Raw genomic sequence first — 20,592 nt, 5'->3', positions numbered from 1 at the left:
GATGCCCGATTACTTCACTGTGATCCTGGAGACCTGCCATACTGATCGGCCATAATAGGTCTGGTGCTTCAGCTCGGGGTCGCTGTCGAAGGGATAGACGATGAAGATCGGTCCCTTGTCGCGGACGGACATGTACTGGCCGTTTTGCTTCGTCGCGAGAATGACGTTGTACTTCGTGATGTCGGTGAAGGGGATGTCGCTGCTGTAATCGTTCAGCGCCGTCACCACGATGTGCTCACCTTTGGCACCGAGATACTGCATGAGCTTTGCTAAGGGGACACCCTCGAACTTCACCGTCTCCGGATACCAGGGCGTTCCCGTCTCGAAGGAAATGGTCCCTACGGCCTCGAGCATGGCGCGGTCGAACACCGCCGTGTCGCCCTGGTTGGTGACCGATATATTTCCCGAAACCGTCAGAATAGGCTTTTCCTTCGGAGCCGGCAGCCGTTCCGCTTGCGCAGCGCCGATTTCCGAGAAGCCAAAAAACGCAATAATTGCAGCTAGAATAAAGTTTCGCATCGCAGTTCAGGCAAGCCTGCCCCTCTTAAACGCTTTAGTTACTCTTAAAGTATGGTGCGGGTAAAATTATATTTACACACAGTATTGAATATATTTTTTATTATGAGACTTTATTACGTTTCTTTGGCCTAACACTTAAACCGGGATTAAGCGATATTCGCTTACCAATTTCCGGCTTTCCTAAAGATCTAATCTTAGTCTGCTCAATACATGACGGCGCTTAACAAAGGCGTTATGAGGAGCCATCTCCGGTTTACGTATATGTAATATCATTTAAGACTAAAAACTTGTCTTGTGGCGTACGCAGATTGCTCGTTATCTACCTCACGGATCCTTCGCGTTGCTTGCCCCTCCCATAAGCCCAGAACCCAAGAACAACGTGCGCGCGCAGAGCCAGTGAGAGAAAAGATGAAGAACAGATACGCGCAAAAAGACATCAACCAGCAGACATACAAGATTCAGAACGGCGAGCTATCGAGCCGCACCGAGCAGGATATCCTGCTGGACACGCGTCTTTTATCGATTTCGCAGGAGCTGCTTCCTCAATACGGCGGGAACTGGAATCTTCACAACGTCGTCACGCTCAAGCAGAAGGCGCTGAGCCGCATCATCTACTATCACGAGCTGTATCAGAAGATCCTCGATGTGCCGGGCGTGATCTGCGAGTTCGGAGTTCAATGGGGCGCTACCCTGGCGCTGCTGCAAAACTTCCGCGGCATGTACGAGCCCAATAACGTCTCACGAACGATTTTCGGCTTCGACACCTTCGAAGGCTTCTCTACGGTCGACAGCAAGGATGGCGGCTTTGCCGAAATCGGCGATTACAGATCGCTGCCGAACTATGAAGACACGCTTGAAGAAATTTTGAGCATTCACGAAGGCCTGCACGCGGTCAGCCACATCAAGAAGTTCGAGCTCATCAAAGGCGACGCCTCTCAGACGATCGACGGCTGGCTCGAGAGGAATCCGCATGCCATCGTCTCGATGGCGATCTTCGACATGGACGTCTACAAGCCGACCAAGGACGTTCTCGAGAAGCTCATGCCGAGATTCGTCAAAGGCACTCTGCTTGTTTTCGACGAGCTGAACTGTCCGCAGCTTCCCGGCGAGACCCTCGCCGTTCAGGAAGTGCTGGGCCTGAACAACATCAGGCTCAAGCGCCATCCGTTTCAGAGCTACTGCGCCTGGGGCGTGTTCGGCGAATAAGCCGGGCTGCCGGACCCTGGGCCGCTTGCAAGGTGCAAAGCAGCCCAGGGATTGGATTTACAGCGGCTTCAGGCCTGCCTCGATCTCGGCCCGGCGCGGCTCGAGGAAGGGCGGGAGCGCGAGGCTCTCGCCGAGCTTTTCCATGGGCTCGTCCGTCGCAAAGCCCGGTCCGTCGGTAGCGATCTCGAACAGGATGCCATTGGGCTCGCGGAAATAGAGGCTCTGGAAGTAATAGCGATCCACCGGCCCGCTGGAGGGCGCGCGCAGGGATTGCAGTCGCTCCCAGCACTCCTGATAGGTCTGCTCGTTGGGTGTGCGGAACGCCACGTGATGCACCCCGCCCGCCCCTGCTTGCGCGAAGGGCAGATCCGGCTCCACGGCCACATGCAGCTCCGCCGCAGGACCGCCCTCGCCCATGGCGAACACATGCACAGGCGTCTCGCCGAGACGGTACTCGCCGGCCGCGCGCATATCCATGGCGTCCGTGAGCACGCGCGCGGTGCGCTCCAGCTTCGGCACGCTGAGGGTGATGGGGCCAAGGCCCCGGATCTGATACTCCGCCGGCACGGGGCTGCGCTCCCACGGATGCGCCTCGCCTGCGCCGCCGTCATCGACGAGGCTCAGGCGCTGGCCCTCGAAATCCTCGAAGTCGAGCACGAGCCGCCCGTTGCGCTCTGTGATGTTCTGATGCGCGATGTCGAGAGAAGCAAAACGATCCTTCCACCAACCGAGAGCCTTCTCGCCGTTCACGCGCAGGGCGGTCTGCGAGATGCTGTGCGTGCCGCGCCGCTCGCGCCCGACAGGCCAATCGAAGAAGGTGATGTCCGTGCCGGGCGTGGCCTTCCCGTCCGCATAGAACAGGTGATAGGCGCTCACATCGTCCTGGTTCACGGTCTTCTTCACGAGACGCATGCCGAGAGCCTGCGTGTAGAACGCATGGTTGCGGGGCGCGTCGGCGGTGACGGCGGTAAGGTGATGAATTCCGGTCAGTTTCATGGGTGTCTCCATGGTTGTTGACCGTAAGATAGGCTTGCACACACGCAAGATCGACCCCGAGGATCGCCAAGACGACTTTGCTTGTACGCAAGATTCTGCGATCCACCGACATGATGGCGGGCTTGGAGCAGCCATTGCCATCCCAGCCTCATCCCGAGGGGGTCGCGAGAGCCAACCCAGGATCGCGCGACGAGGGTGGCGCATGTTCCCTCCCCGCAAGGGGGAGGGGAAGAGCGGTGATGCTGCTGAAACCTTACGCCGCCTTCGCGCGCAGATCGTCGGGCGTCACCTCCGGCGGGATCGGGCAGGCATAAGCCCTTCCACCCGTACGCTCCTTCAGTTCCGCCTTGGCGCGGGCGATGAGGTCGGGGTTGCGCAGGCAATCGGCTGCCGTCGCGGCCATGGCTTTCGCGGCCAGCACCATGCCCTTGTGCGCGGCGGGCAGATTGCCCTGCGTGACGAGCTGCCAGGTGTGGAACGGCGTGCCGATGGCGAAGCACGCCGCGTGGCATTGCACCGTCGGCACGATCCAGCTCACGTCGCCCACATCGGTGGAGCCCATCATCACGTCCTCGCGCGCGGGCAGCGCGAGCACGCCGTCGTGCAGCACCTGCGTCTTGAGCGAAGGATCGTAGGGCTTCACGCTCGCCACGATGTCCTCCGGGGAGATCGCGGCCTTCTGGATTTTTTCCGCGAAGGCGTGATCCTGCGCATCGAAGCCGGGACCGCCAAGACGCTTCATGTTCTCGAACATCGCTTCCTGCAGCGCGCGGTTGAGCACCACGTTCGAGGTCGCGTCCGTGACCTGCACCTTCACGCTGGTTTCCGTCATCAGCGCCGCGCCCTCGGCGATCTTCTTCACGCGCTCGAAGAGACGCTCCGCATCCGGCAGATGGGGTGAGCGCACGAGATAGAGCGATTCCGCGAAACCCTGCACCACGTTCGGCGCATCGCCGCCGGAATTGGTGATGGCGTAATGCACGCGCGCGTCAGAGGGCATGTGCTCGCGCATGTAGTTCACGCCCACATTCATCAGCTCCACCGCGTCGAGCGCGCTGCGCCCGAGTTCCGGCGAAGCGGCGGCGTGCGAGGGGCGGCCCGTGAATCGGAAGAAGGCCTGGATGCAGGCGAGCGACGACATGGACTGCACTTCGTTCACCACGCTCGGATGCCAGCAGAAGGCGGCATCGAGATCGTCGAACAGACCTTCGCGCGCCATGAACGTCTTGCCCGATCCGCTCTCCTCCGCGGGGCAGCCGTAATAGCGCACAATGCCCGCAATCCCTTCCGCTTCCAGCGCATCCTTCAACGCAACAGCCGCAAGCGCGGAACCGGAGCCCAGAAGATTGTGCCCGCAGCCATGCCCCGGCGTGCCCTTCTGCGTCGGTTTGTGCTCGGTGATGCCCGACACCTGCGCGAGATCCGGCAGCGCATCGAACTCACCGAGGATACCGACGATGGGACCGCCCGAGCCGTATTCCGCAACGAACGCGGTCGCCATCCCGCCCGCATTCCTCGTGATGCGAAACCCCTCACGCTCCAGCATCGCGATCTGCTCAGCGACCGACTTATGCTCCTCGAACGCCAATTCCGGCATCGCCCAGATGCGGTCACTCAAAGCGGTGTAGTCGGCAGCCTTCGCGTCGACGCGACGGGCGATTTCATCGAGGCTGAGGGGATCGTTTTGCATACAGATATCTTTCAAAACTACGAGGCTGTTTCTGTTATGAGTAGGCCGTCTAGCACTCTTCTCCAGAACCATTCACCCTGATCTCGTGAGCGTCGCTTGTTCTCAGCAAAGATAGTTATCTCGCCTTCTACAGCAAGAAATGCTGCGGTGCTGATACTCTTAGCAATTCTTAGCAACATGAATAGATCGTCGTAGAGTGGATAAGCATCGATCTCCTTACCAAAGAGCATATGTGCAAGCCGACAAGTCCGAAACTGGCGAACGCGTTTAAGTGCATTTGCGGCTTTGGTAGTCTCAAGCTCATCTGCTCTCTTTAAAGCAAGTTCAACCGCTGCTTTGCAGGTATCCTCAGCAGGAAGAGATATATAGCTAGGAAGCGGCGCCCAAAGGCGACTCCTTCTAATCAGTTCAGCGCTGATTTCAGGTTTTCGCAAATGATGGAGAAGTACTGGGATTGACGCTTTATCTTGCCTATCGAGACCAATGTTATTGTCAGATACATCAAAAATTCTGGCAACATCAAGAGCGAGCTTTAACGCAAGAGAATTTTGAATAGTTGCGTAAGTACTGGCACCTTTAATTTCGCGGCCTTCTAACCCTATAGGTACAATCCTATTTGCCGCTTCCATGGTCTCTGCAATTTCAATTGCGTATCTGATGTCGTCACCTAACATAGGTACGATTATCTCGACACGACGCATTGCTTCCTGGGTACTGATAGGCAAAAGCACCTCACAACGAGAATTGCTAAAATTTACCCCGCCGCAAACAGATCCCGCGTCTCCGGCGCCGCCACCGGCTCCTCGAAGGCGTTCGGATCGCCCGGTCCCGTCTCCCAGCCCAAATCCGGCAGCGCGATGATGCGCAGGCCCCGCGGGTCGTTGCGGGTGACGACGATGTTGCGGGTTTCCATGTAGGCGATGAGGCGGCGCGCGCGGCCCGGCGATCGGCTGCCGCAGGCGCGGGCGATTTCGCCGTCGGGCGGGCAGGCGGATTGCTCCATCGCGGCGCGGGCGATGAGCAGGTAGACGCCCTGGATGTCCTCTTCGAGATCGTTGGCGAACGCCACCGCGCGGTCCCATTCGGTGCCCTCGGCGGTGGCCGTGTCGACGCCCGCGCGCGCCACCGCGAGGCGGCGGCGGAAGGCGTTGAGGTTCAACGGCTCGCCCGACACGCGGCGGATGCGGCAGCGCACGAGAAAGTCCTGATACAGAACGGCCACCGAGCGGAAGGCGGCTTCGGGATCGTCGAGAATTTCGCGTAAGATCGCATCGAGCGCGGCTTCGCGTTCGGCCTTGCTTTCCTCCGTGACTTCGACGCTTTGCGGCTCCGGGGCTGCCGCCGCGCGGGTGCGGGCGAGCTGCGCCAAAAGATCGTTGGTGGAGGGCGCGGGCGGCGGAGGCGGCGCGCGGCGCGGCATCACCGGGCGGGCGGCGATCTCTTCCTCGCTCGCGTTGAAGATGAGGTCGCGCGCGTCCTCCTTCGGCTGCTCGGGCAGCGGCATGAGCTTGAAGGTGCCGGAGCGCGTGGAGGTTTCCACTTCCCCGATGCGGATGGGCAGCGGACGGCGCGAGAGCGCGGGGCCCAAAGCGACGAAGTGGCCGCGCTCGAGATCGCGGAACATCTCGGCCTGGCGGCGCTCCATGCCCAAAAGGTCGGCGGCGCGGGCCATGTCGATATCGAGGAAGGTGCGGCCCATGAGGAAGTTGGAGGCTTCCGCCGCCACGTTCTTGGCGAGCTTCGCGAGGCGCTGCGTGGCGATGATGCCTGCCAGGCCGCGCTTACGTCCGCGGCACATGAGGTTCGTCATCGCGCCGAGCGAGACTTTTCGCGCCTCGTCGGAAACCTCGCCGGCGGCTGCGGGCGCGAAGAGCTGCGCCTCGTCCACCACCACGAGCATGGGATACCAGAAATCGCGCTCCGCATCGAAGAGGCCGCCGAGGAAGGCGGCGGCGCAGCGCATCTGCTGCTCCGCGTCGAGACCCTCCAGCGAGAGCACCACGGAAACGCGGTGCTGGCGCACGCGGGCGGCAATGCGCTGGATGTCGCCCTCGGAGCGGGAGGCGTCCACCACCACGTGGCCGAACTTGTCGGCCAGCGTGACGAAATCGCCCTCCGGGTCGATCACGGCCTGCTGCACGAGGTTGGCGCTCTGCTCGAGAAGGCGGCGCAGGAGGTGCGACTTGCCGGAGCCGGAATTGCCCTGGACGAGCAGACGCGTCGCCAGAAGCTCTTCCAGATCGAGCTGAGCCCTCTGTCCTCCGGGTGCGGAGGATGTCACTCCCATGTCGATGCCGACCTTCATCAGCCTCCCTCTTGGGTTCGAAAGTCCCTGGGTTCGAAAATCCGTCCCGGTCCTAACACGGCAAAGCTCAACAAAGTGCCGAGCCGGGCGAATTCCTCCACAGGCTACCCCCGCTATCCCCAGGCATGACGCCGCAGAGGGCGGGAAACCGAAAGGGAGGGGTGGCGATTAGCGGGTAAGATCCATTCCAGGAGAAGCCATGCCCCTCCCCGCCCACCGAATCGCCCTCGAGCCCCCCATCGTTCAGGCGCAGGCCCAGGGGCCGTCCGGGGGCATCACCGAGCCCCGCCCCCTGCCGCCCGGCACGGAACGGGCGGAGGGCGCGTTCGGGATCTTCGGGATGATGATCGCGGGGCTGATCATCCTGTTCGCCGTGGTGATCCTGGTGATGAGGGCGCGCCGCAAAAGCTGATCAATCGGCGATCACCGCTTCCGCCGCCTTCACGGCGCTGCCGCGCAGGGGCAGCTCCTTCATGGCGATGAGGAAGACGAGCGCCAGGCCGAAGCCGACGCCCGCGGCGACGAACACGTAGGAGAAGATATCCCCGAGATCGACGCCGCTCCGCGCCGCCGTGTGGGCCAGCGTCTCGAAGCTCGCAGTCCCCGACAGGCCCGAGCCGCTGAGCACGATGGCGCCGAACAGGGCGACGATGAACGCGCCGCCGAGGGAGCGGAAGAAATTGGCCGTGCCCGTCGCGGTGCCGAGTTCGTGCGGCCTCACCGCATTCTGGATCGCAACCGTGGACACCGGCAGCAGGGTGCCGAGCCCGATGCTGATGATCGCGAGCAGCACCTCGATCATCGTGATCGACATGGTGTGCGCGAAGGCTGCGAGCGTGCCGGTCGCCACCATGGCCACGAAAAGCCCGATCATGGGCAGGCGCTTGTAATGCTTTGCCTTCGTCATGCTTCGTCCCGACACGGTTGCGCCGCAGACGGTGCCGGCCATGAGCGGAATGAGCGCGAGACCGGAGAGCGAAGCGGAGAGCCCGCGCACGGCTTCGAAGTAAACCGGCAGGTAGATGGTGAGGCCGATATAGGTGCCCATGCCGAAACACGCCGACAGAACGCCCATGCGCACCACGGGATTGTGCAGCACGCCGGGCGGAATCAGCGGCTCAGGCGCAAGGCGCATGCGGGCGGCGAACAGGGCCCATAGCAGCACCGAGCCCGCGACGAGGCCGAGAATCGGCAGCGAGGTCCACGGGAAGCGCAGCCCGCCCCAGCTCAGGGCGAGCAGCAGCGATACGGTTGCGGCGACCATGAGGAATGCGCCGAGAAGGTCGAGCCTGTGGCGCCTGTCGTGGCGCGGAAGTTTTTTCAGCGTGTGGAACGTGATGAACAACGCAAGGAGGCCGAGCGGCAGGTTGATCCAGAAGATCACCGACCAGTGCAGATGCTCCGCGAAGAAACCGCCGAGCACCGGGCCGAGCAGGCTCGACGACATGAAGACGCTGGCGAAATAAACCTGATACTTTCCGCGCTCCTTCGGCGGCACGAGATCTGCCACGATGGTCTGCGCCAGGGCGATCAATCCGCCGCCGCCGATGCCCTGCAGGCCGCGCGCCAGAACGAGGGTGATCATGGTGGGCGCAACCGCGCAGGCGATGGAGCCGATAATGAAGACCACGATGCCGATGAGCATGGTGACGCGCCGGCCATGGCTGTCGCTGAACTTGCCGTAGAGAGGCGTGACCGCCGTGGACGTGAGCAGGTACACCGTCACCACCCAGGGCAGATGCTCCAGGTCGCCGAGCTCGCGCCCGATGGTGGGCAGCGCGGTTGCGATGATGGTCTGGTCGAGGGCCGCCAGGAACATGGCCAGCATGATCCCGAAGATGATGGTGCGGATCTCGGCATGGCTGAGAGAGGGCGCGGCGTGAGGAATAGGCTGATCCATCGGTGTCTTTCGCTTTCACGCACTTTCTTAAAGAAAGAAGGCCGGCTTGTCCCTCGGCCGGCCATGCCCATCGGACATGCATCGCGCCTCATGAGGAAGCCTAACGCATAGGTATTCGGTTGTTTCCGAAAGCCGGGAGGGATGAGGCGAAGCCGCGGAGCGGGACCGCAAATCGCGTGACGGGTGAAGCGCACTTCCCTCCCCCTTGCGGGGAGGGATTGAGGGTGGGGTCGGAATGTCGGAGCGCAGCAGGCATCCAGAAAGCCCGACGGCTCTACAGCCGATCCCCTCTCCCGGCCGGGAGAGGGGCAGGGGTGAGGGGTGTGGCCTTTCCGGGTCAGGCTCGACCTCTTCCAACCCGGGAGAGGGATCGCAGCTTCACTGGTTCATCCGCTCACCCGGTCATTCGACCCCCACCCCTTCCCCTCCCCACAAGGGGGAGGGAACACGCGCCTCATCCAAGCACAGCAGCGGACGTAATGTTCTTACTTTGTTCTTGACAATGATCCTAAGCTGGGCTATAGCTGTGGGCATCCGGCTCCAGGAGGGGCGCGCTCGCGAGGCGTCGTGAATGATGGGAGCCGGAACGGTCCTGTGCAGGCCTCGCAATCCTGTGACGGGAGGCCCATCGCTGCAAGATGCGGTGTACGCCTAAAAGAACCGTGCGCGAGGAGCCGTCAGGTTCTTCACACACTAGACACACGAGCCGGACGCCTCCTCGCGCCCTCCCTCGATCCACACCCTCGGAGCAAACGCTCGCGAGGCCATTCCCGCATGCTCTTTGACCTTCACCGGCTTCCGCATGCGATATCCTCGCGCAAAGCCAACGCTGTCATCACGGGTTGTCGAACCGTTCAAATTGCCCTTACCTGTCAGCAGATCGCATCTCTTCGTTTCATGACCCTTCGCACCAGGTTCTCCCTCGCCCAAGCCCGCCGCATCGCGTTGGCTGCCCAAGGTCTTCACGAGGCTCGGCCTGAGAGCGCCGGCCTTCGCCATGTGAAGCGCCAGCTGCAGCGCTCGCATCTCCTGCAGATCGACTCGGTCAACGTGCTGGTGCGCGCGCATTACATGCCGCTCTTCTCCCGCCTGGGCTCCTACAACCGGGACCTGCTGGAGACGGTCGCCTATCATCCGAAGAAGCGCGGGACATTCGAATATTGGGGCCATGAGGCTTCGCTGATCTCCCTCGACCTTCAGCCCTTCTTTCGCTGGCGCATGGCGCGCGCCGCCGCAGGCGAAGGCATCTATGGCGGGCTGGCGCGTTTCGGCCGCGAGAAGCGCGCCTTCATCGAGCAGGTGCGCCGGGAGATCGAGACGCGCGGTCCCATAGGCGCGGGCGAACTCTCCATCGGCGGCAAGGGCCAGGGCTCCTGGTGGGGCTGGAGCGACGGCAAGCGGGCGCTCGAATGGCTGTTCTGGGCAGGCGCGGTGACCACGGCCACGCGGCGCGGTTTCGAGCGCCTCTACGACCTGCCGGAGCGGGTGCTGCCCTCCGAAATTCTGAACGCGCCGACACCCGCCGAGGACGAGGCGCAGCGCGAATTGCTGCGCCGTTCCATCCGGGCGCTGGGCATCGCCTCCGAGCGCTGCCTGCGCGATTATTTCCGGCTTGAGGCGCAGGACGCGAAGGCGCGCATTCCTGAACTCGTGGAAGCGGGCGATCTCCTCCCCGTCACCGTGGAAGGCTGGAACGGACCGATCTATCTCGACCCGCAGGCGAAGACGCCGCGCCGCGTCGAGGCGCGCGCCCTCGTGTCGCCCTTCGATCCCATCGTCTGGGAGCGCACGCGCACGGAGCGCCTGTTCGATTTCCGCTACCGCATCGAAATCTACACGCCCGCCGAGAAGCGCGAGTTCGGCTATTACTGCCTGCCCTTCCTGCTCGGAGAACGGATCGTCGCCCGGGTGGATTTGAAGGCGGATCGCGCGAAGGGCAATCTCATCGTGCATTCCGTCCATCCGGAAGCATCCGTGACTCCGGAGGAGATTGCGCCCGCGCTCGGGAGCGAACTTCGTCTCATGGCCGAATGGCTCGGCCTTGGCAGCATCACCGCGCCCAAGCAATGGCGCAAGCCGTTGGAGCTTTGACATGCCCTCGCCGGATCGCCCCCTGCTCCTATCTCAAGCAGGCATGAACAAGTATTTCGCCCCCGTCGTCGACGTCTGGCTCCGCTTTCGGCTCAACCAGATCGGCCCTCTTCTGTCCCTTTCGGCCTGCGGTTTCTTCGCCTGGGCGTTCATCGCCATCGCGGACGAGGTTTCCGAAGGCGAGACCCATGAGCTCGACAGCGCGATCCTTCTCGCCCTGCGCGATCCTCAGGACGTCGCCAATCCGCTCGGACCCGGCTGGCTGGAGGAGGCGGCGCGGGATTTCACGGGTCTCGGCGGCTACGCGATCCTCACTTTGCTGACCGCGGCAACCGTCATCTACCTGCTGATGGCGGGAAAGCGGGCCGCAGCCCTGCTCGTGCTCGTTTCCATCGTCGGCGGAACGCTGCTCTCGACGGGCCTCAAGATGGGCTTCGAGCGGCCCCGGCCGGATCTCGTGCCGCATGCGACGCGCGTCTACACGGCCAGCTTCCCGAGCGGCCATGCCATGCTCTCGGCCATCACCTACCTGACCATCGGCGCATTGCTCGCCCGCGTCGAGAAAAGCCGGCGCATCAGCGCCTTCATCATGAGCCTGGCCATCGTCATGACCCTGATGGTCGGAGCCAGCCGAGTCTATCTCGGCGTGCATTGGCCGAGCGACGTTCTCGCAGGCTGGTCCGTGGGCGCGGCCTGGGCGGCCCTGTGCTGGTTCGTCGCCCTGCAATTGCAGCGCAAGGGTCAGATGGAAAAGCCGGGCGAGACCTCCCTCGCGTCCGAAGCGGATACCCCATGACCGACGACGAGAAGCCGGTCAAAAAGCCTCCGCGAAAGGTCACGCCCGCCTACCTGCAGCGCGCGGCGCTGGCCTATCTTGAGCGCTATGCCTCCTCCGCGGAGAACCTGAAGCGCGTGTTGAGGCGCAAGGTCGACAAGCGCTGCCGCCTGCGCGGCGAGGACCCTGCGGAGTTTCAGGAGATGATCGACGAGGTCGTGGCGAAAAGCCTGCGCACCGGCCTCATCGACGACACGCGCTATGCCGAAGCGCGGGTGGCCACGCTGCGCCGCCGGGGCGGCTCGGCGCGCGCGATCCAGGCGAAACTCTCGGCGAAAGGCGTCGACCGGTCCACCATCGCGGCCGCCCTCGAAGGCGGCGAGGAGGACGATGAGGAAAAGGCCGCCCATGCCCTCGCCCGCCGCCGCAAGCTCGGGCCCTATCGTCCCGGAGAGCGGACGCCTTACCGCGACAAGGATCTCGCGGCGCTCGCCCGGGCCGGCTTCCGCTTCGACGTGGCGCGCGGCGTGATCGACGGGGAGCGCGAGGAGGGTCAGCCTTAAGTGATCGCGTCCCGCACCAGCATGATCGTCGGATTGTCCTTGTAGGTCGTGCGATGCAATTCCCGATACCCGCATTTCTGCGCGACGCGGAGCGACGGTCCGTTTTCCGGAGCGATGATGCAGGCCGTGCGGATCGGACCGAAGCGGCCTTCGCCCCAGCCGATGACGGCTCGCACCGCTTCCGTCGCGTAGCCCCGGCCATGGACATCGGGAGAAAGCGCCCAACCGATCTCCGGCATGCCTTCGAGGGTCGGCTCGATCTCGCGCTTGCCTTCGGCAAAGCCCGTTTCGCCGATGAAGCGTCCGGTCGCCTTTTCCTCGACGGCCCAGTAGCCGAACCCCAGCAGCGACCAATGCCCTGCATAGCGCAGCAACCGGCCCCAGGCCTCTTCCCGCGTCGAGGGCCTGCCGCCGATGAAGCGCGTCACATTCTGGTCGGACCAGAGGGCAAAGGAATCCGCGAAATCATCGAGCCTGTGGCCACGCAGAACGAGGCGCTCCGTTTCGAGCACAGGAACGATCGAGGCAGAGGATGAGAGCATGTCTTCGAGCCGAAACGTTAGAGGAGCCCCGCGCCGACATTCACGGCGAGCGCAAGGATGGTGGTGTTGAAGAGAAACGACAGGATCGTGTGGGCGAGGGCCAAGCGACGCATCCGTTTGGAGACGATCACCACGTCGGACGTCTGGGCCGCTGCTCCCAGGTTGAAGGAGAAGTACAGAAAATCCCAGTAATCGGGCTTGTCATTGTGCGGAAAAGCGAGCCCCCGCCGCTCGCCTCTGTCCCCGTAATATTCGTGAGCGTAATGAATGGCGTAGATCGTGTGCACGAAGAACCAGGAGCACAGGATCGTGATTCCGGCGACGCTGAGCCGGAAACCTTGTTGCCCGTTCGCGTTCTGAATGCCGGAGAGCTCGATGCCGATGGCGATCAGGCTGACCACGGCCGCGGACAAGGTCAGGATCAGCAGCACGAGAGACGTCTCGTCTTCCGCAGCCGCCCGCTGCTGCAGCGTCGTAATGGTGGAGCTTGCCGCCATCGTCAGGGCCAGGATCAGATAGAACACGATGCCGATATCCCAGCCGACCAGAAACCGCGAGACCGCTCCCCATTCCCGCGGCAGGACGGCATAGACCAGAATCGCGACAAGGGCCGAGCCGAGAAGCCGAGGCCGCAGGCGAGAGTGGAAGTGGATCATGAACCTGTCTCGTTCGGCCGGGCGCAAGACAGGCAGCAGCAAAGCCGTTTTGCAGTGCCTTGGGCTGGAGCACGCTCAACCCTGTCCTACATCACCCTCCTCAACCTTCAAAGGAGATCACGATGAACCGCAAGGCAAGAGCCGTCTGGCAGGGTACGGGCAAAGATGGTTCCGGACACCTCACATCCGATTCCGGCGTGCTGTCGTCCACTCCCTACTCGTTCAAGACGCGGTTCGAGAACGAGAAGGGCACGAACCCGGAGGAATTGATTGCGGCCGCGCATGCAGGCTGCTTCACGATGGCGCTCGCCTTCCAGCTGCAAGGGGCAGGCTTCACGCCGAACGAGCTTGCCACGGAAGCGGTAATTTCCCTCGAGCAGGAAGGAAGCGGCTTCACGATCAAGAAATCGGCACTCACCCTGACCGCCAACGTGCCCGGCATCGATCGCGCGAAGTTCGAGGAGCTTGCCCGTGCGGCGGAGAAGAACTGCCCGGTCTCAAGAGTGCTGAATGCCGAAATCACGATGGATTTCACCCTGGCTTGAGATACGGCCAAGGTTTCTGCAATGGCCGGGGCGAACCCGGCCATTCTCTTTTGGGGGAGCGAACCCGCGACTCTGTGAAGATGAGTACAGAACCAATTCCCACCTCGCCCGTTGAGTGAGCAAGCGGCGCTTCATGCCGTACTCACCAATCAGGAGGAATACATGGTTGCGAAACATCTTGCAGTGGCTCTTCTCGGCTCGGCTCTGATCGCTGCTCCGGCCCTGGCTCAGACCTCTTCCGGTTCCGGCGCAGCCGGCAGCTCCGGTGCCACCACCACCACCAGCCCGTCGACCGGCGCCGCTCCGACGATGAACAACAACACCGGCGCTTCGACCTCTGGCAATGCGAGCATGGGCGCCAGCGGCAGCACCATGACCCAGATGCAGCCCGGCCAGTGGCGTGCTTCGCAGATCGAAGGTCTGGACGTCTATAACCAGAACAACGAGAAGATCGGCGACATCAGCGAAATGCTGGTCGATGAGAGCGGCAAGATCCAAGCCGTTGTGATCGGCGTCGGCGGCTTCCTCGGCATCGGCGAGCGCGACGTGGCGATCTCCTTCGATCAGGTCAAGTTCGTGAACGAGCCGCGCGCCAACGCAACGGCTGCCAACACCAACACCGGCGCTCCAGGCACCGCCACCACGACCGCTGCCCCGAACACCACGGGCTCGACGGCTGGCACCACCACCGGTTCCACGGCGACGACGGCCACGACTGCGGACAACGCAAACCGCACGTCGCCCGATCATGCCATGGTCAACATGACCAAGGACCAGCTCAAGAGCATGCCGGAATTCAAGTACAACAACCGCTAAGCCTAGCGTTTGCGAGAACGAGAAAGGGGCCCTCCAGGGCCCCTTTCCTTTTGGCATGTCATGCTGTTCTTACATCGACGCCTTCTTGTAGCCGTCGATGAGCGCCTGTCCGTCGGCGCCGGCCTTCTTCGACCAGTCCTGTGTAAGCTGCTCGCCGACCTTCTGCAAACCGGCCTTGAGTTCCGGGCTCGGCGGCAGAACTTTCATGCCCTTCGCGGCCATCTGGTCCGTGTACCACTTGGTCTTTTCCTGAGCCGTCTTCCAACCGCGCTCCTCCGCTGTCTTGGCGGCCTTCAGCACGGCTTCCTGGGTCGGCTTGTCCAGGGCATCGAACGCCGCCTTGTTCACGAAGGTGATGTTCTTTGGAATCCAGGCCTGCGTGTCGTAGAAATGCGTGAGCGACTCCCACACCTTCGAATCGTAACCGGTTGCGCCCGAGGTCATGAAGGTGTTGACCACGCCGGTCGCCAAAGCCTGCGGAAGATCCGCTGCCTGCACCGTCACCGGCTGCGCGCCAACGATCTCGGCGATGCGCGCGGTGCCTGCATTGTAGGAGCGCCACTTCACGCCTTTGAGATCATCGACCGTGTTGATGTCCTTCTTCGCAAAGATCCCCTGCGGCGGCCACGGCACCGCATAGAGAAGCATCAGGCCCTGGCTTGCGAGCTTCTTTTCAATGGCGGGCTTCTGCACGTCCCACAGCTTCTTCGACTGGTCGAAGGAAGTGGCGAGGAAGGGCACCACGTCGAGACCGTAGATCGGGTCCTCGTTCTCGTGCAGCGACATCAGCACTTCGCCGGCCTGCGCCTGGCCTGTCTGCACCGCGCGCTTGATCTCCGGGGCCTTGAAGAGCGAAGCGTTGGCATGCACCGTGATCTGCAGCTTGCCGCCGGTGGCATCCGCCACGTCCTTGGCGAAGGCATTGAGGTTTTCCGTGTGGAAGTTGTCCGGCGGATAGGCGGCGGGCAGGTTCCATTTGGTTTGCGCGAGCGCAGGCGCGCTCAGGAGCAAGGCTCCTGCGAGAAGGCTAAGGCGTGTCATGTGTTTCATCAGGTCGTCTCCCTCTGTTGTTCTCTGATGCTCCCTATTCCGGAAAAGCGAGTCTTGGCAGGAACAGCGCGATATCCGGAAAAGCGGTGATGATGGCGACGGCCGCCACAAGCAGGAAGAAGAACGGAAGCGCCGCCCTGGCGATCGTGAAACTGTCCCGCCCGCTCATATTCTGCAGCACGAAGAGATTGAAACCGACCGGCGGCGTGATCTGCGCCATCTCCACGAGAATAATGAGGAACACGCCGAACCAGATGAGGTCAAAGCCAGCCTGCTTGATCATCGGCAGCACCACGACGGTGGTGAGCACGATCATCGAAATGCCATCGATGAGACACCCTAGAAGGATGTACATGATCGTGAGCGCAGCAATCAGCACGTAAGGTGAGAGCTGCAGCGACTCGACCCAGGATGCAAGCGCTGCGGGGATGCCCGTATAGGCCATGGCGGCGGTGGTGAAGGCCGCTCCCGCCAGGATGATCATGATCGTGACGGTGAGGCGTGTGGCGCTCAGCACGCTCTCGAGGAAAGTTGCCCAGGTCAGCGTCCCAGACCACCAAGCTAGAATGAGAGCCCCCGTCACGCCCCAGGCGGCGCATTCCGTCGCGGTCGCCCAGCCGAAGATCAGGGCTGAGAAGATGAAGGCGATGAGCAGAAGAACCGGCAGGAGCTTCGAGGATTGGCGCAGCTTGTAGCTGAAGGGCGTTCTGGGTTCCGGCTTTGGCGACTTGTTGGGGTTCAGGGTCGACCAGACAAGGATGTAGCCTGAATAGAGCGCCATCACGAGAAGGCCTGGCAGGAAGCCTGCAAGGAACACCTGAATGACGGACACATTGGCGGCGATGGCATATACCACCATCGGAATCGACGGCGGGATCAGCAAGCCGAGCGTGCCGGAGCCTGCAAGGCTGCCGAGGCTCATCCTCTCGTCATAGCCGCGCTTCTTGAGTTCCGGCAAAGCGATTTTGCCAACGGTCGCGCAGGTGGCCGCGGAGGAGCCAGAAACCGCCGCGAAGATTCCGCAGCCGACCACGTTCACATGCAGCAGGCGTCCGGGCAGCCAGTTGAGCCAGGGCGCGAGCCCCAAAAACATCTGCTCCGACAGGCGTGTCCGGAACAGGATCTCACCCATCCAGATGAACAGCGGCAGCGCTGCGAGAGACCAGGACGCGGAACTGGCCCAAACGGTCGTGGCGAGAACAGGCCCGATCGGAACGGTGGTCACCAACAGGATTGCCGCGAACCCGACGATGAACAGCGCTATGCCGATCCAGATGCCGAAGGCGAGGAGAACGGCAAGCAGGCCGAAGAGAAGGGCGGCAACAGAAACGAGACCGAGATCCGCAAACATCGATCAGATCCCGCTCTCGGCTGCGCGTTCCACGATCTCCTCCGGCGTGGCTGCAGGCGGTTTCTCATATCGTGGCGTGTGACCCGTCAGGACATGAATGAGTTCGTCGAGAAACGCGATGGCAAGGATCACGAGACCCACGGAATATCCGAGTTGCGGGAACCAGAGCGGAACGGCGACCACGCCTTGCGAGATGTCGTTGAAGCGCCAGCTGTCGTAGGTCATGAACACCGCATGCCATGCAAAGAACCCGATGACGGCCGTGCCGATGAGCAGGCAGACGATCTCGACGATGCGGCGCATCCCTGCTGACCACCGCTCAAGAACAAGCCCGACCCTGATCAGGTCCCCCGACTTGAACGTATGGGCCAGTCCCAGAAACGCCATGGCCGCCATGGACCAAGCAGCAAAATCATCGCCGGCGGGAATGTTGAGTCCGAACTCCCGGCCCAGCGACAGAGCCATCATCAGCATGAAGATCACGAGGAGAAAGAAGCCAGCGAGATAGCCGGCGAGAAGATAAAGGCCGTCGAGAGCGGAGCGGATCATGAAATACGCTGCTTTCCTGCTTAGCTGTGCAATGAGATTACCGTTCGTGAAGACTAGGACAAGGGTCTTTAGGGAGAAGAATGCCAAAGCTTGCATCTTTTCTGCTCCGGCTTTGAGCAGTTGCCTCATTCCCGATGCGACCTCCCGACCCGTTATCCACTCTCGCCTCTTCAGCCTGTCCGTGCTAGAACAAAACACGAACAATCCAGCGGAAGGCTTGTGATTCCATGGACGAAAAACTCAGCCGCAAACTCCGGATCCTCGCAGACGCCGCGAAATACGATGCCTCCTGCTCCTCTTCCGGCGCTGGTGGCCGGAAGGCCGACATCGACGGCCTGGGGTCCACGACGGCATCCGGCATCTGCCACGCCTATACGCCGGATGGGCGTTGCGTTTCCCTGCTCAAGATCCTGCTGACGAATTATTGCCTGTTCGACTGCGCCTATTGCGTGAACCGGCGCACATCGAACGTGAAGCGGGCCAAGTTCTCGGTCGACGAGGTGGTGACGCTCACGATCGAGTTCTACAAGCGCAACTATATCGAAGGCCTGTTCCTGTCCTCGGGCATCATCCGCTCCCCCGATTACACCATGGAGCAGATGCTCCTCGTCGCGAAGAAGCTGCGGCGCGAGCATGGTTTTCGCGGTTACATCCATCTGAAAACCATTCCCGAAGCGAGCCCCTGGCTCATCGAGGAAGCGGGGCTTTGGGCTGATCGCCTGTCCATCAATCTCGAACTCCCGACGGAGCAAAGCCTGGAGCGTCTCGCCCCGGAGAAGGACGGCGCGTCCATCGAGGGCGCCATGGCGCAGATGTTCGAGCGCATCGAGGAGGCCCGCGAGGAACGACGCCACTTCTCGCCCGCGGGCCAGACCACACAGATGATCGTCGGCGCGGACGACACGACCGATGCGGATGTCCTACGCACTTCGGCCAAGCTCTATGGGCATTACGCCATGAAGCGCGTGTATTATTCCGCCTTCAGTCCGATCCCCGATTCAAGCGCCATCCTGCCCTTGAAATCGCCGCCGCTGATGCGCGAAAGCAGGCTCTATCAGGCCGATTGGCTGCTGCGCTATTACGGCTTTCAGGTCGAGGAGATCGCGGAGAGTGCCGAGAAGGGCATGCTCGATCTCGACGTTGATCCCAAACTCGCCTGGGCACTCAAGAACCGTCACCTCTTCCCGGTCGACGTGAACCAAGCCGAGCGCGAGATGCTTCTGCGCGTGCCGGGCCTCGGCGCCCGCGCCGTGGACAAGATCGTGATGGCGCGCCGGCATACAACCTTGCGGCTGGAGGACGTGGCGCGCCTCACCTCCGGCCTCAAGCGCGCCAAGCCCTTCCTGATCGCCGCCGATTACCATCCCAACAAGAAGCTCGACCGGCAGGATTTGCGCGAGCGCCTGATCGAGAAGCCGCAACAGTTGAGCCTGTTCGCATGATGAAGATGGCACAGCGCGAACTCTCCTCCCTCTTGTGGGGAGGGAAACAGCGTCTGATCCTGCACTTAAGCTGCACTTCATCGAGGATTAAAGAGAAAGAGTTCGCATGAGCCTTCATCTCATCACTCTCAAAAATGGCGCGGATCTCGACGGCTTTCGCCGGGCCGTGCGCTGGCTGATGGCGGAGGAGCTTGCTCCTCAGCACATCCTCTGGTCTCTCGACGAGGCACCCGGCCTGTTCGGCGACGATGATCTGCACGACGCGCCGCCGGTCACGCTGCCCAAAAGCGTGGCGCGGCTCATCGAGATGTGCGTGTGCCACAGCGATCCCGAGCGTTATGCCCTGCTCTACCAGCTTGTCTGGCGGGTGCTGAACGGCGAGCGCGATCTTCTGGAAATCGCCAGCGATCCGCTGGTGCACCGCATCGACATGATGGCGCGTGCGGTCAGGCGCGACCTTCACAAGATGTATGCCTTCGTGCGCTTCCGCCGCATGAGAACCGAGCATCTCGAACGCTTCGCAGCCTGGTTCGAACCGGACCATTTCATTCTCGAAGCCGCAGCCCCGTTCTTCATCGACCGCTTCCGCTCGCTCGACTGGACGATCCTCACCCCAATCGGCTCCATGCGCTGGGACCGGCGCGACCTCACCTTCGGCCCGCCCGCGCGGCGGGAAGATGCTCCGGACGAGGACAGTTTCGAGGAGGGATGGCGCGGCTATTACGAGAGCGTGTTCAACCCGGCGCGAGTGAACCCCACCGCCATGCGGGCCGAGATGCCGAAGAAATACTGGCGCAACCTGCCGGAGACCGCCGCCATTCCCGGACTGATCCAAACCGCCTCCCAGCGCGTTGATTCCATGATGGAGCAGGAGGCAACCATGCCCTCTAAACGCACACCGGAACGAGCCCTCGAGGCCATGTGGGATCAGGAGCCCAAGACCCTCGAGGAACTCAACGCCATCATCGCGAAGGCGGGCCCGCTGGTGCCCGGCGCAACGCAGGCCGTCTTCGGCGAAGGGCCGAAGCGCGCGGAGATCGTGTTCGTGGGCGAGCAGCCGGGCGATCAGGAGGATCTCCAGGGCCGCCCCTTCGTTGGCCCCGCCGGCAAGCTCCTGACGAAGGCCATGGCCGAGGTCGGCATCGACCGTTCCAAGGCTTACCTCACCAATGCGGTGAAGCATTTCAAATTCGATCAGCGCGGCCACCGCCGCATCCACGCGAAACCCACCACCGGCGAGGTGAAGCATTACCGGCCCTGGCTGATGAAGGAGCTGGAGCTGGTGCGCCCGAGGCTCGTGGTGGCTCTCGGCGCAACCGCTCTCCTGGCGCTCACGGGCAAGTCGACGCCGATCTCCCGCTCCCGCGGGATCGCGCAGTTCGGGCCCTACCGCGGCTATATCACCGTGCATCCGAGCTATCTGCTGCGCCTGCCCGACGAGGCGACGAAGCGCGAGGCCTATGAGGCATTCCTCAACGATTTGCGCCGCATTCACGATCTCGCCGAGGCCGACCTGGATACCGGAGAGCTGCCGCTCGCGGCGGAATAGGACGTATTTTTCAGTCCGTTCAGAGAGTAACAGGGGGTTAAGCCCCC

20 protein-coding genes are annotated in these 20,592 nt (G+C 62.4%); 9 read left to right on the top strand and 11 right to left on the bottom strand.

Translation table 11 applies throughout. The features are described 5' to 3' along the window. Positions 1-9: 9 nt before the first annotated feature. Positions 10-519 carry a putative pterin-binding protein gene (locus BLP10_RS07345; protein ID WP_091132748.1) on the bottom strand — a complete coding sequence of 170 codons (510 nt, stop codon included), beginning with the start codon at positions 517-519 and terminating at the stop codon, positions 10-12. Positions 520-927: 408 nt separating this feature from the next. Between BLP10_RS07345 and BLP10_RS07340 the strand changes: the two genes are divergently transcribed. After that, complete coding sequence (locus BLP10_RS07340) at positions 928-1,725, top strand: TylF/MycF/NovP-related O-methyltransferase (RefSeq protein WP_091132744.1); 798 nt, start codon at positions 928-930, stop codon at positions 1,723-1,725. A 57-nt stretch (positions 1,726-1,782) separates the two neighbouring features. Here the strand turns inward: BLP10_RS07340 and BLP10_RS07335 are convergent, their stop codons facing one another. From BLP10_RS07335 to BLP10_RS07320, 4 genes are all read right to left on the bottom strand, one after another. Beyond that, positions 1,783-2,721: a ring-cleaving dioxygenase gene (locus BLP10_RS07335; RefSeq protein ID WP_091132740.1), complete on the bottom strand. Its 939-nt coding sequence runs from the start codon at positions 2,719-2,721 to the stop codon at positions 1,783-1,785. 253 nt (positions 2,722-2,974) lie between these two features. Further along, positions 2,975-4,411: a M20 family metallopeptidase gene (locus BLP10_RS07330; protein ID WP_091132734.1), complete on the bottom strand. Its 1,437-nt coding sequence runs from the start codon at positions 4,409-4,411 to the stop codon at positions 2,975-2,977. A 17-nt stretch (positions 4,412-4,428) separates the two neighbouring features. Further along, complete coding sequence (locus BLP10_RS07325; RefSeq protein ID WP_091132731.1) at positions 4,429-5,112, bottom strand: hypothetical protein; 684 nt, start codon at positions 5,110-5,112, stop codon at positions 4,429-4,431. 53 nt (positions 5,113-5,165) lie between these two features. Beyond that, positions 5,166-6,716, bottom strand: coding sequence for a helicase HerA domain-containing protein (locus BLP10_RS07320; RefSeq protein ID WP_091132726.1), 1,551 nt, complete (start codon positions 6,714-6,716; stop codon positions 5,166-5,168). Positions 6,717-6,915: 199 nt separating this feature from the next. On the opposite strand from BLP10_RS07320, the gene BLP10_RS07315 reads away from it, so the two are divergent. Beyond that, a complete protein-coding gene (locus BLP10_RS07315; RefSeq protein ID WP_091132722.1) occupies positions 6,916-7,128 on the top strand; it encodes a hypothetical protein in 213 nt (70 codons plus the stop codon). Here the strand turns inward: BLP10_RS07315 and BLP10_RS07310 are convergent, their stop codons facing one another. After that, positions 7,129-8,616 carry an MDR family MFS transporter gene (locus BLP10_RS07310; RefSeq protein ID WP_091132719.1) on the bottom strand — a complete coding sequence of 496 codons (1,488 nt, stop codon included), beginning with the start codon at positions 8,614-8,616 and terminating at the stop codon, positions 7,129-7,131. An 897-nt stretch (positions 8,617-9,513) separates the two neighbouring features. Here BLP10_RS07310 and BLP10_RS07305 point away from each other — a divergent pair. The 3 genes from BLP10_RS07305 to BLP10_RS07295 are packed head-to-tail and all read left to right on the top strand — an operon-like array spanning position 9,514 to position 12,045. Then, positions 9,514-10,707, top strand: a complete 1,194-nt coding sequence (locus BLP10_RS07305; RefSeq protein ID WP_091133498.1) for a winged helix-turn-helix domain-containing protein — start codon at positions 9,514-9,516, stop codon at positions 10,705-10,707. Positions 10,708-10,750: 43 nt separating this feature from the next. After that, positions 10,751-11,503, top strand: a complete 753-nt coding sequence (locus tag BLP10_RS07300; RefSeq protein WP_091132714.1) for a phosphatase PAP2 family protein — start codon at positions 10,751-10,753, stop codon at positions 11,501-11,503. Continuing rightward, the gene (locus BLP10_RS07295; protein ID WP_091132712.1) at positions 11,500-12,045 is read left to right on the top strand and encodes a regulatory protein RecX; all 546 of its coding nucleotides are present in this window, start codon (positions 11,500-11,502) and stop codon (positions 12,043-12,045) included. The genes BLP10_RS07300 and BLP10_RS07295 overlap by 4 nt, the downstream gene beginning before the upstream one ends. Here the strand turns inward: BLP10_RS07295 and BLP10_RS07290 are convergent. Both BLP10_RS07290 and BLP10_RS07285 read right to left on the bottom strand, forming a co-directional pair. Further along, positions 12,042-12,587 carry a GNAT family N-acetyltransferase gene (locus BLP10_RS07290; protein ID WP_091132709.1) on the bottom strand — a complete coding sequence of 182 codons (546 nt, stop codon included), beginning with the start codon at positions 12,585-12,587 and terminating at the stop codon, positions 12,042-12,044. The two genes, BLP10_RS07295 and BLP10_RS07290, sit on opposite strands and share 4 nt — an antisense overlap. A gap of 17 nt (positions 12,588-12,604) precedes the next feature. Next, complete coding sequence (locus BLP10_RS07285) at positions 12,605-13,243, bottom strand: DUF1345 domain-containing protein (protein WP_091133496.1); 639 nt, start codon at positions 13,241-13,243, stop codon at positions 12,605-12,607. A gap of 122 nt (positions 13,244-13,365) precedes the next feature. Here BLP10_RS07285 and BLP10_RS07280 point away from each other — a divergent pair, with 122 nt between their 5' ends. Next, positions 13,366-13,788, top strand: a complete 423-nt coding sequence (locus tag BLP10_RS07280) for an OsmC family protein (RefSeq protein ID WP_091132705.1) — start codon at positions 13,366-13,368, stop codon at positions 13,786-13,788. Positions 13,789-13,950: 162 nt separating this feature from the next. Next, positions 13,951-14,604: a PRC-barrel domain-containing protein gene (locus BLP10_RS07275; protein ID WP_091133495.1), complete on the top strand. Its 654-nt coding sequence runs from the start codon at positions 13,951-13,953 to the stop codon at positions 14,602-14,604. Between the two features lie 69 nt (positions 14,605-14,673). Here BLP10_RS07275 and BLP10_RS07270 read toward each other — a convergent pair whose 3' ends face one another. Genes BLP10_RS07270 through BLP10_RS07260 form a run of 3 tightly spaced genes read right to left on the bottom strand, consistent with a single transcriptional unit; the run spans position 14,674 to position 17,554 of the window. Then, positions 14,674-15,654 carry a TRAP transporter substrate-binding protein gene (locus BLP10_RS07270; protein WP_091132702.1) on the bottom strand — a complete coding sequence of 327 codons (981 nt, stop codon included), beginning with the start codon at positions 15,652-15,654 and terminating at the stop codon, positions 14,674-14,676. A gap of 34 nt (positions 15,655-15,688) precedes the next feature. Beyond that, positions 15,689-17,005 carry a TRAP transporter large permease gene (locus tag BLP10_RS07265; protein ID WP_091132699.1) on the bottom strand — a complete coding sequence of 439 codons (1,317 nt, stop codon included), beginning with the start codon at positions 17,003-17,005 and terminating at the stop codon, positions 15,689-15,691. A gap of 3 nt (positions 17,006-17,008) precedes the next feature. Continuing rightward, positions 17,009-17,554, bottom strand: coding sequence for a TRAP transporter small permease (locus BLP10_RS07260; RefSeq protein ID WP_091132696.1), 546 nt, complete (start codon positions 17,552-17,554; stop codon positions 17,009-17,011). A gap of 227 nt (positions 17,555-17,781) precedes the next feature. Between BLP10_RS07260 and BLP10_RS07255 the strand changes: the two genes are divergently transcribed. Beyond that, complete coding sequence (locus BLP10_RS07255; protein ID WP_091132693.1) at positions 17,782-18,996, top strand: putative DNA modification/repair radical SAM protein; 1,215 nt, start codon at positions 17,782-17,784, stop codon at positions 18,994-18,996. Positions 18,997-19,102: 106 nt separating this feature from the next. Then, positions 19,103-20,545, top strand: a complete 1,443-nt coding sequence (locus BLP10_RS07250) for a UdgX family uracil-DNA binding protein (protein WP_091132690.1) — start codon at positions 19,103-19,105, stop codon at positions 20,543-20,545. Positions 20,546-20,592 lie beyond the last annotated feature (47 nt).

The organism is Microvirga guangxiensis, assembly GCF_900102135.1.
Taxonomy (GTDB): domain Bacteria; phylum Pseudomonadota; class Alphaproteobacteria; order Rhizobiales; family Beijerinckiaceae; genus Microvirga; species Microvirga guangxiensis.
This window is presented reverse-complemented; position numbering and strand designations above follow the sequence as displayed.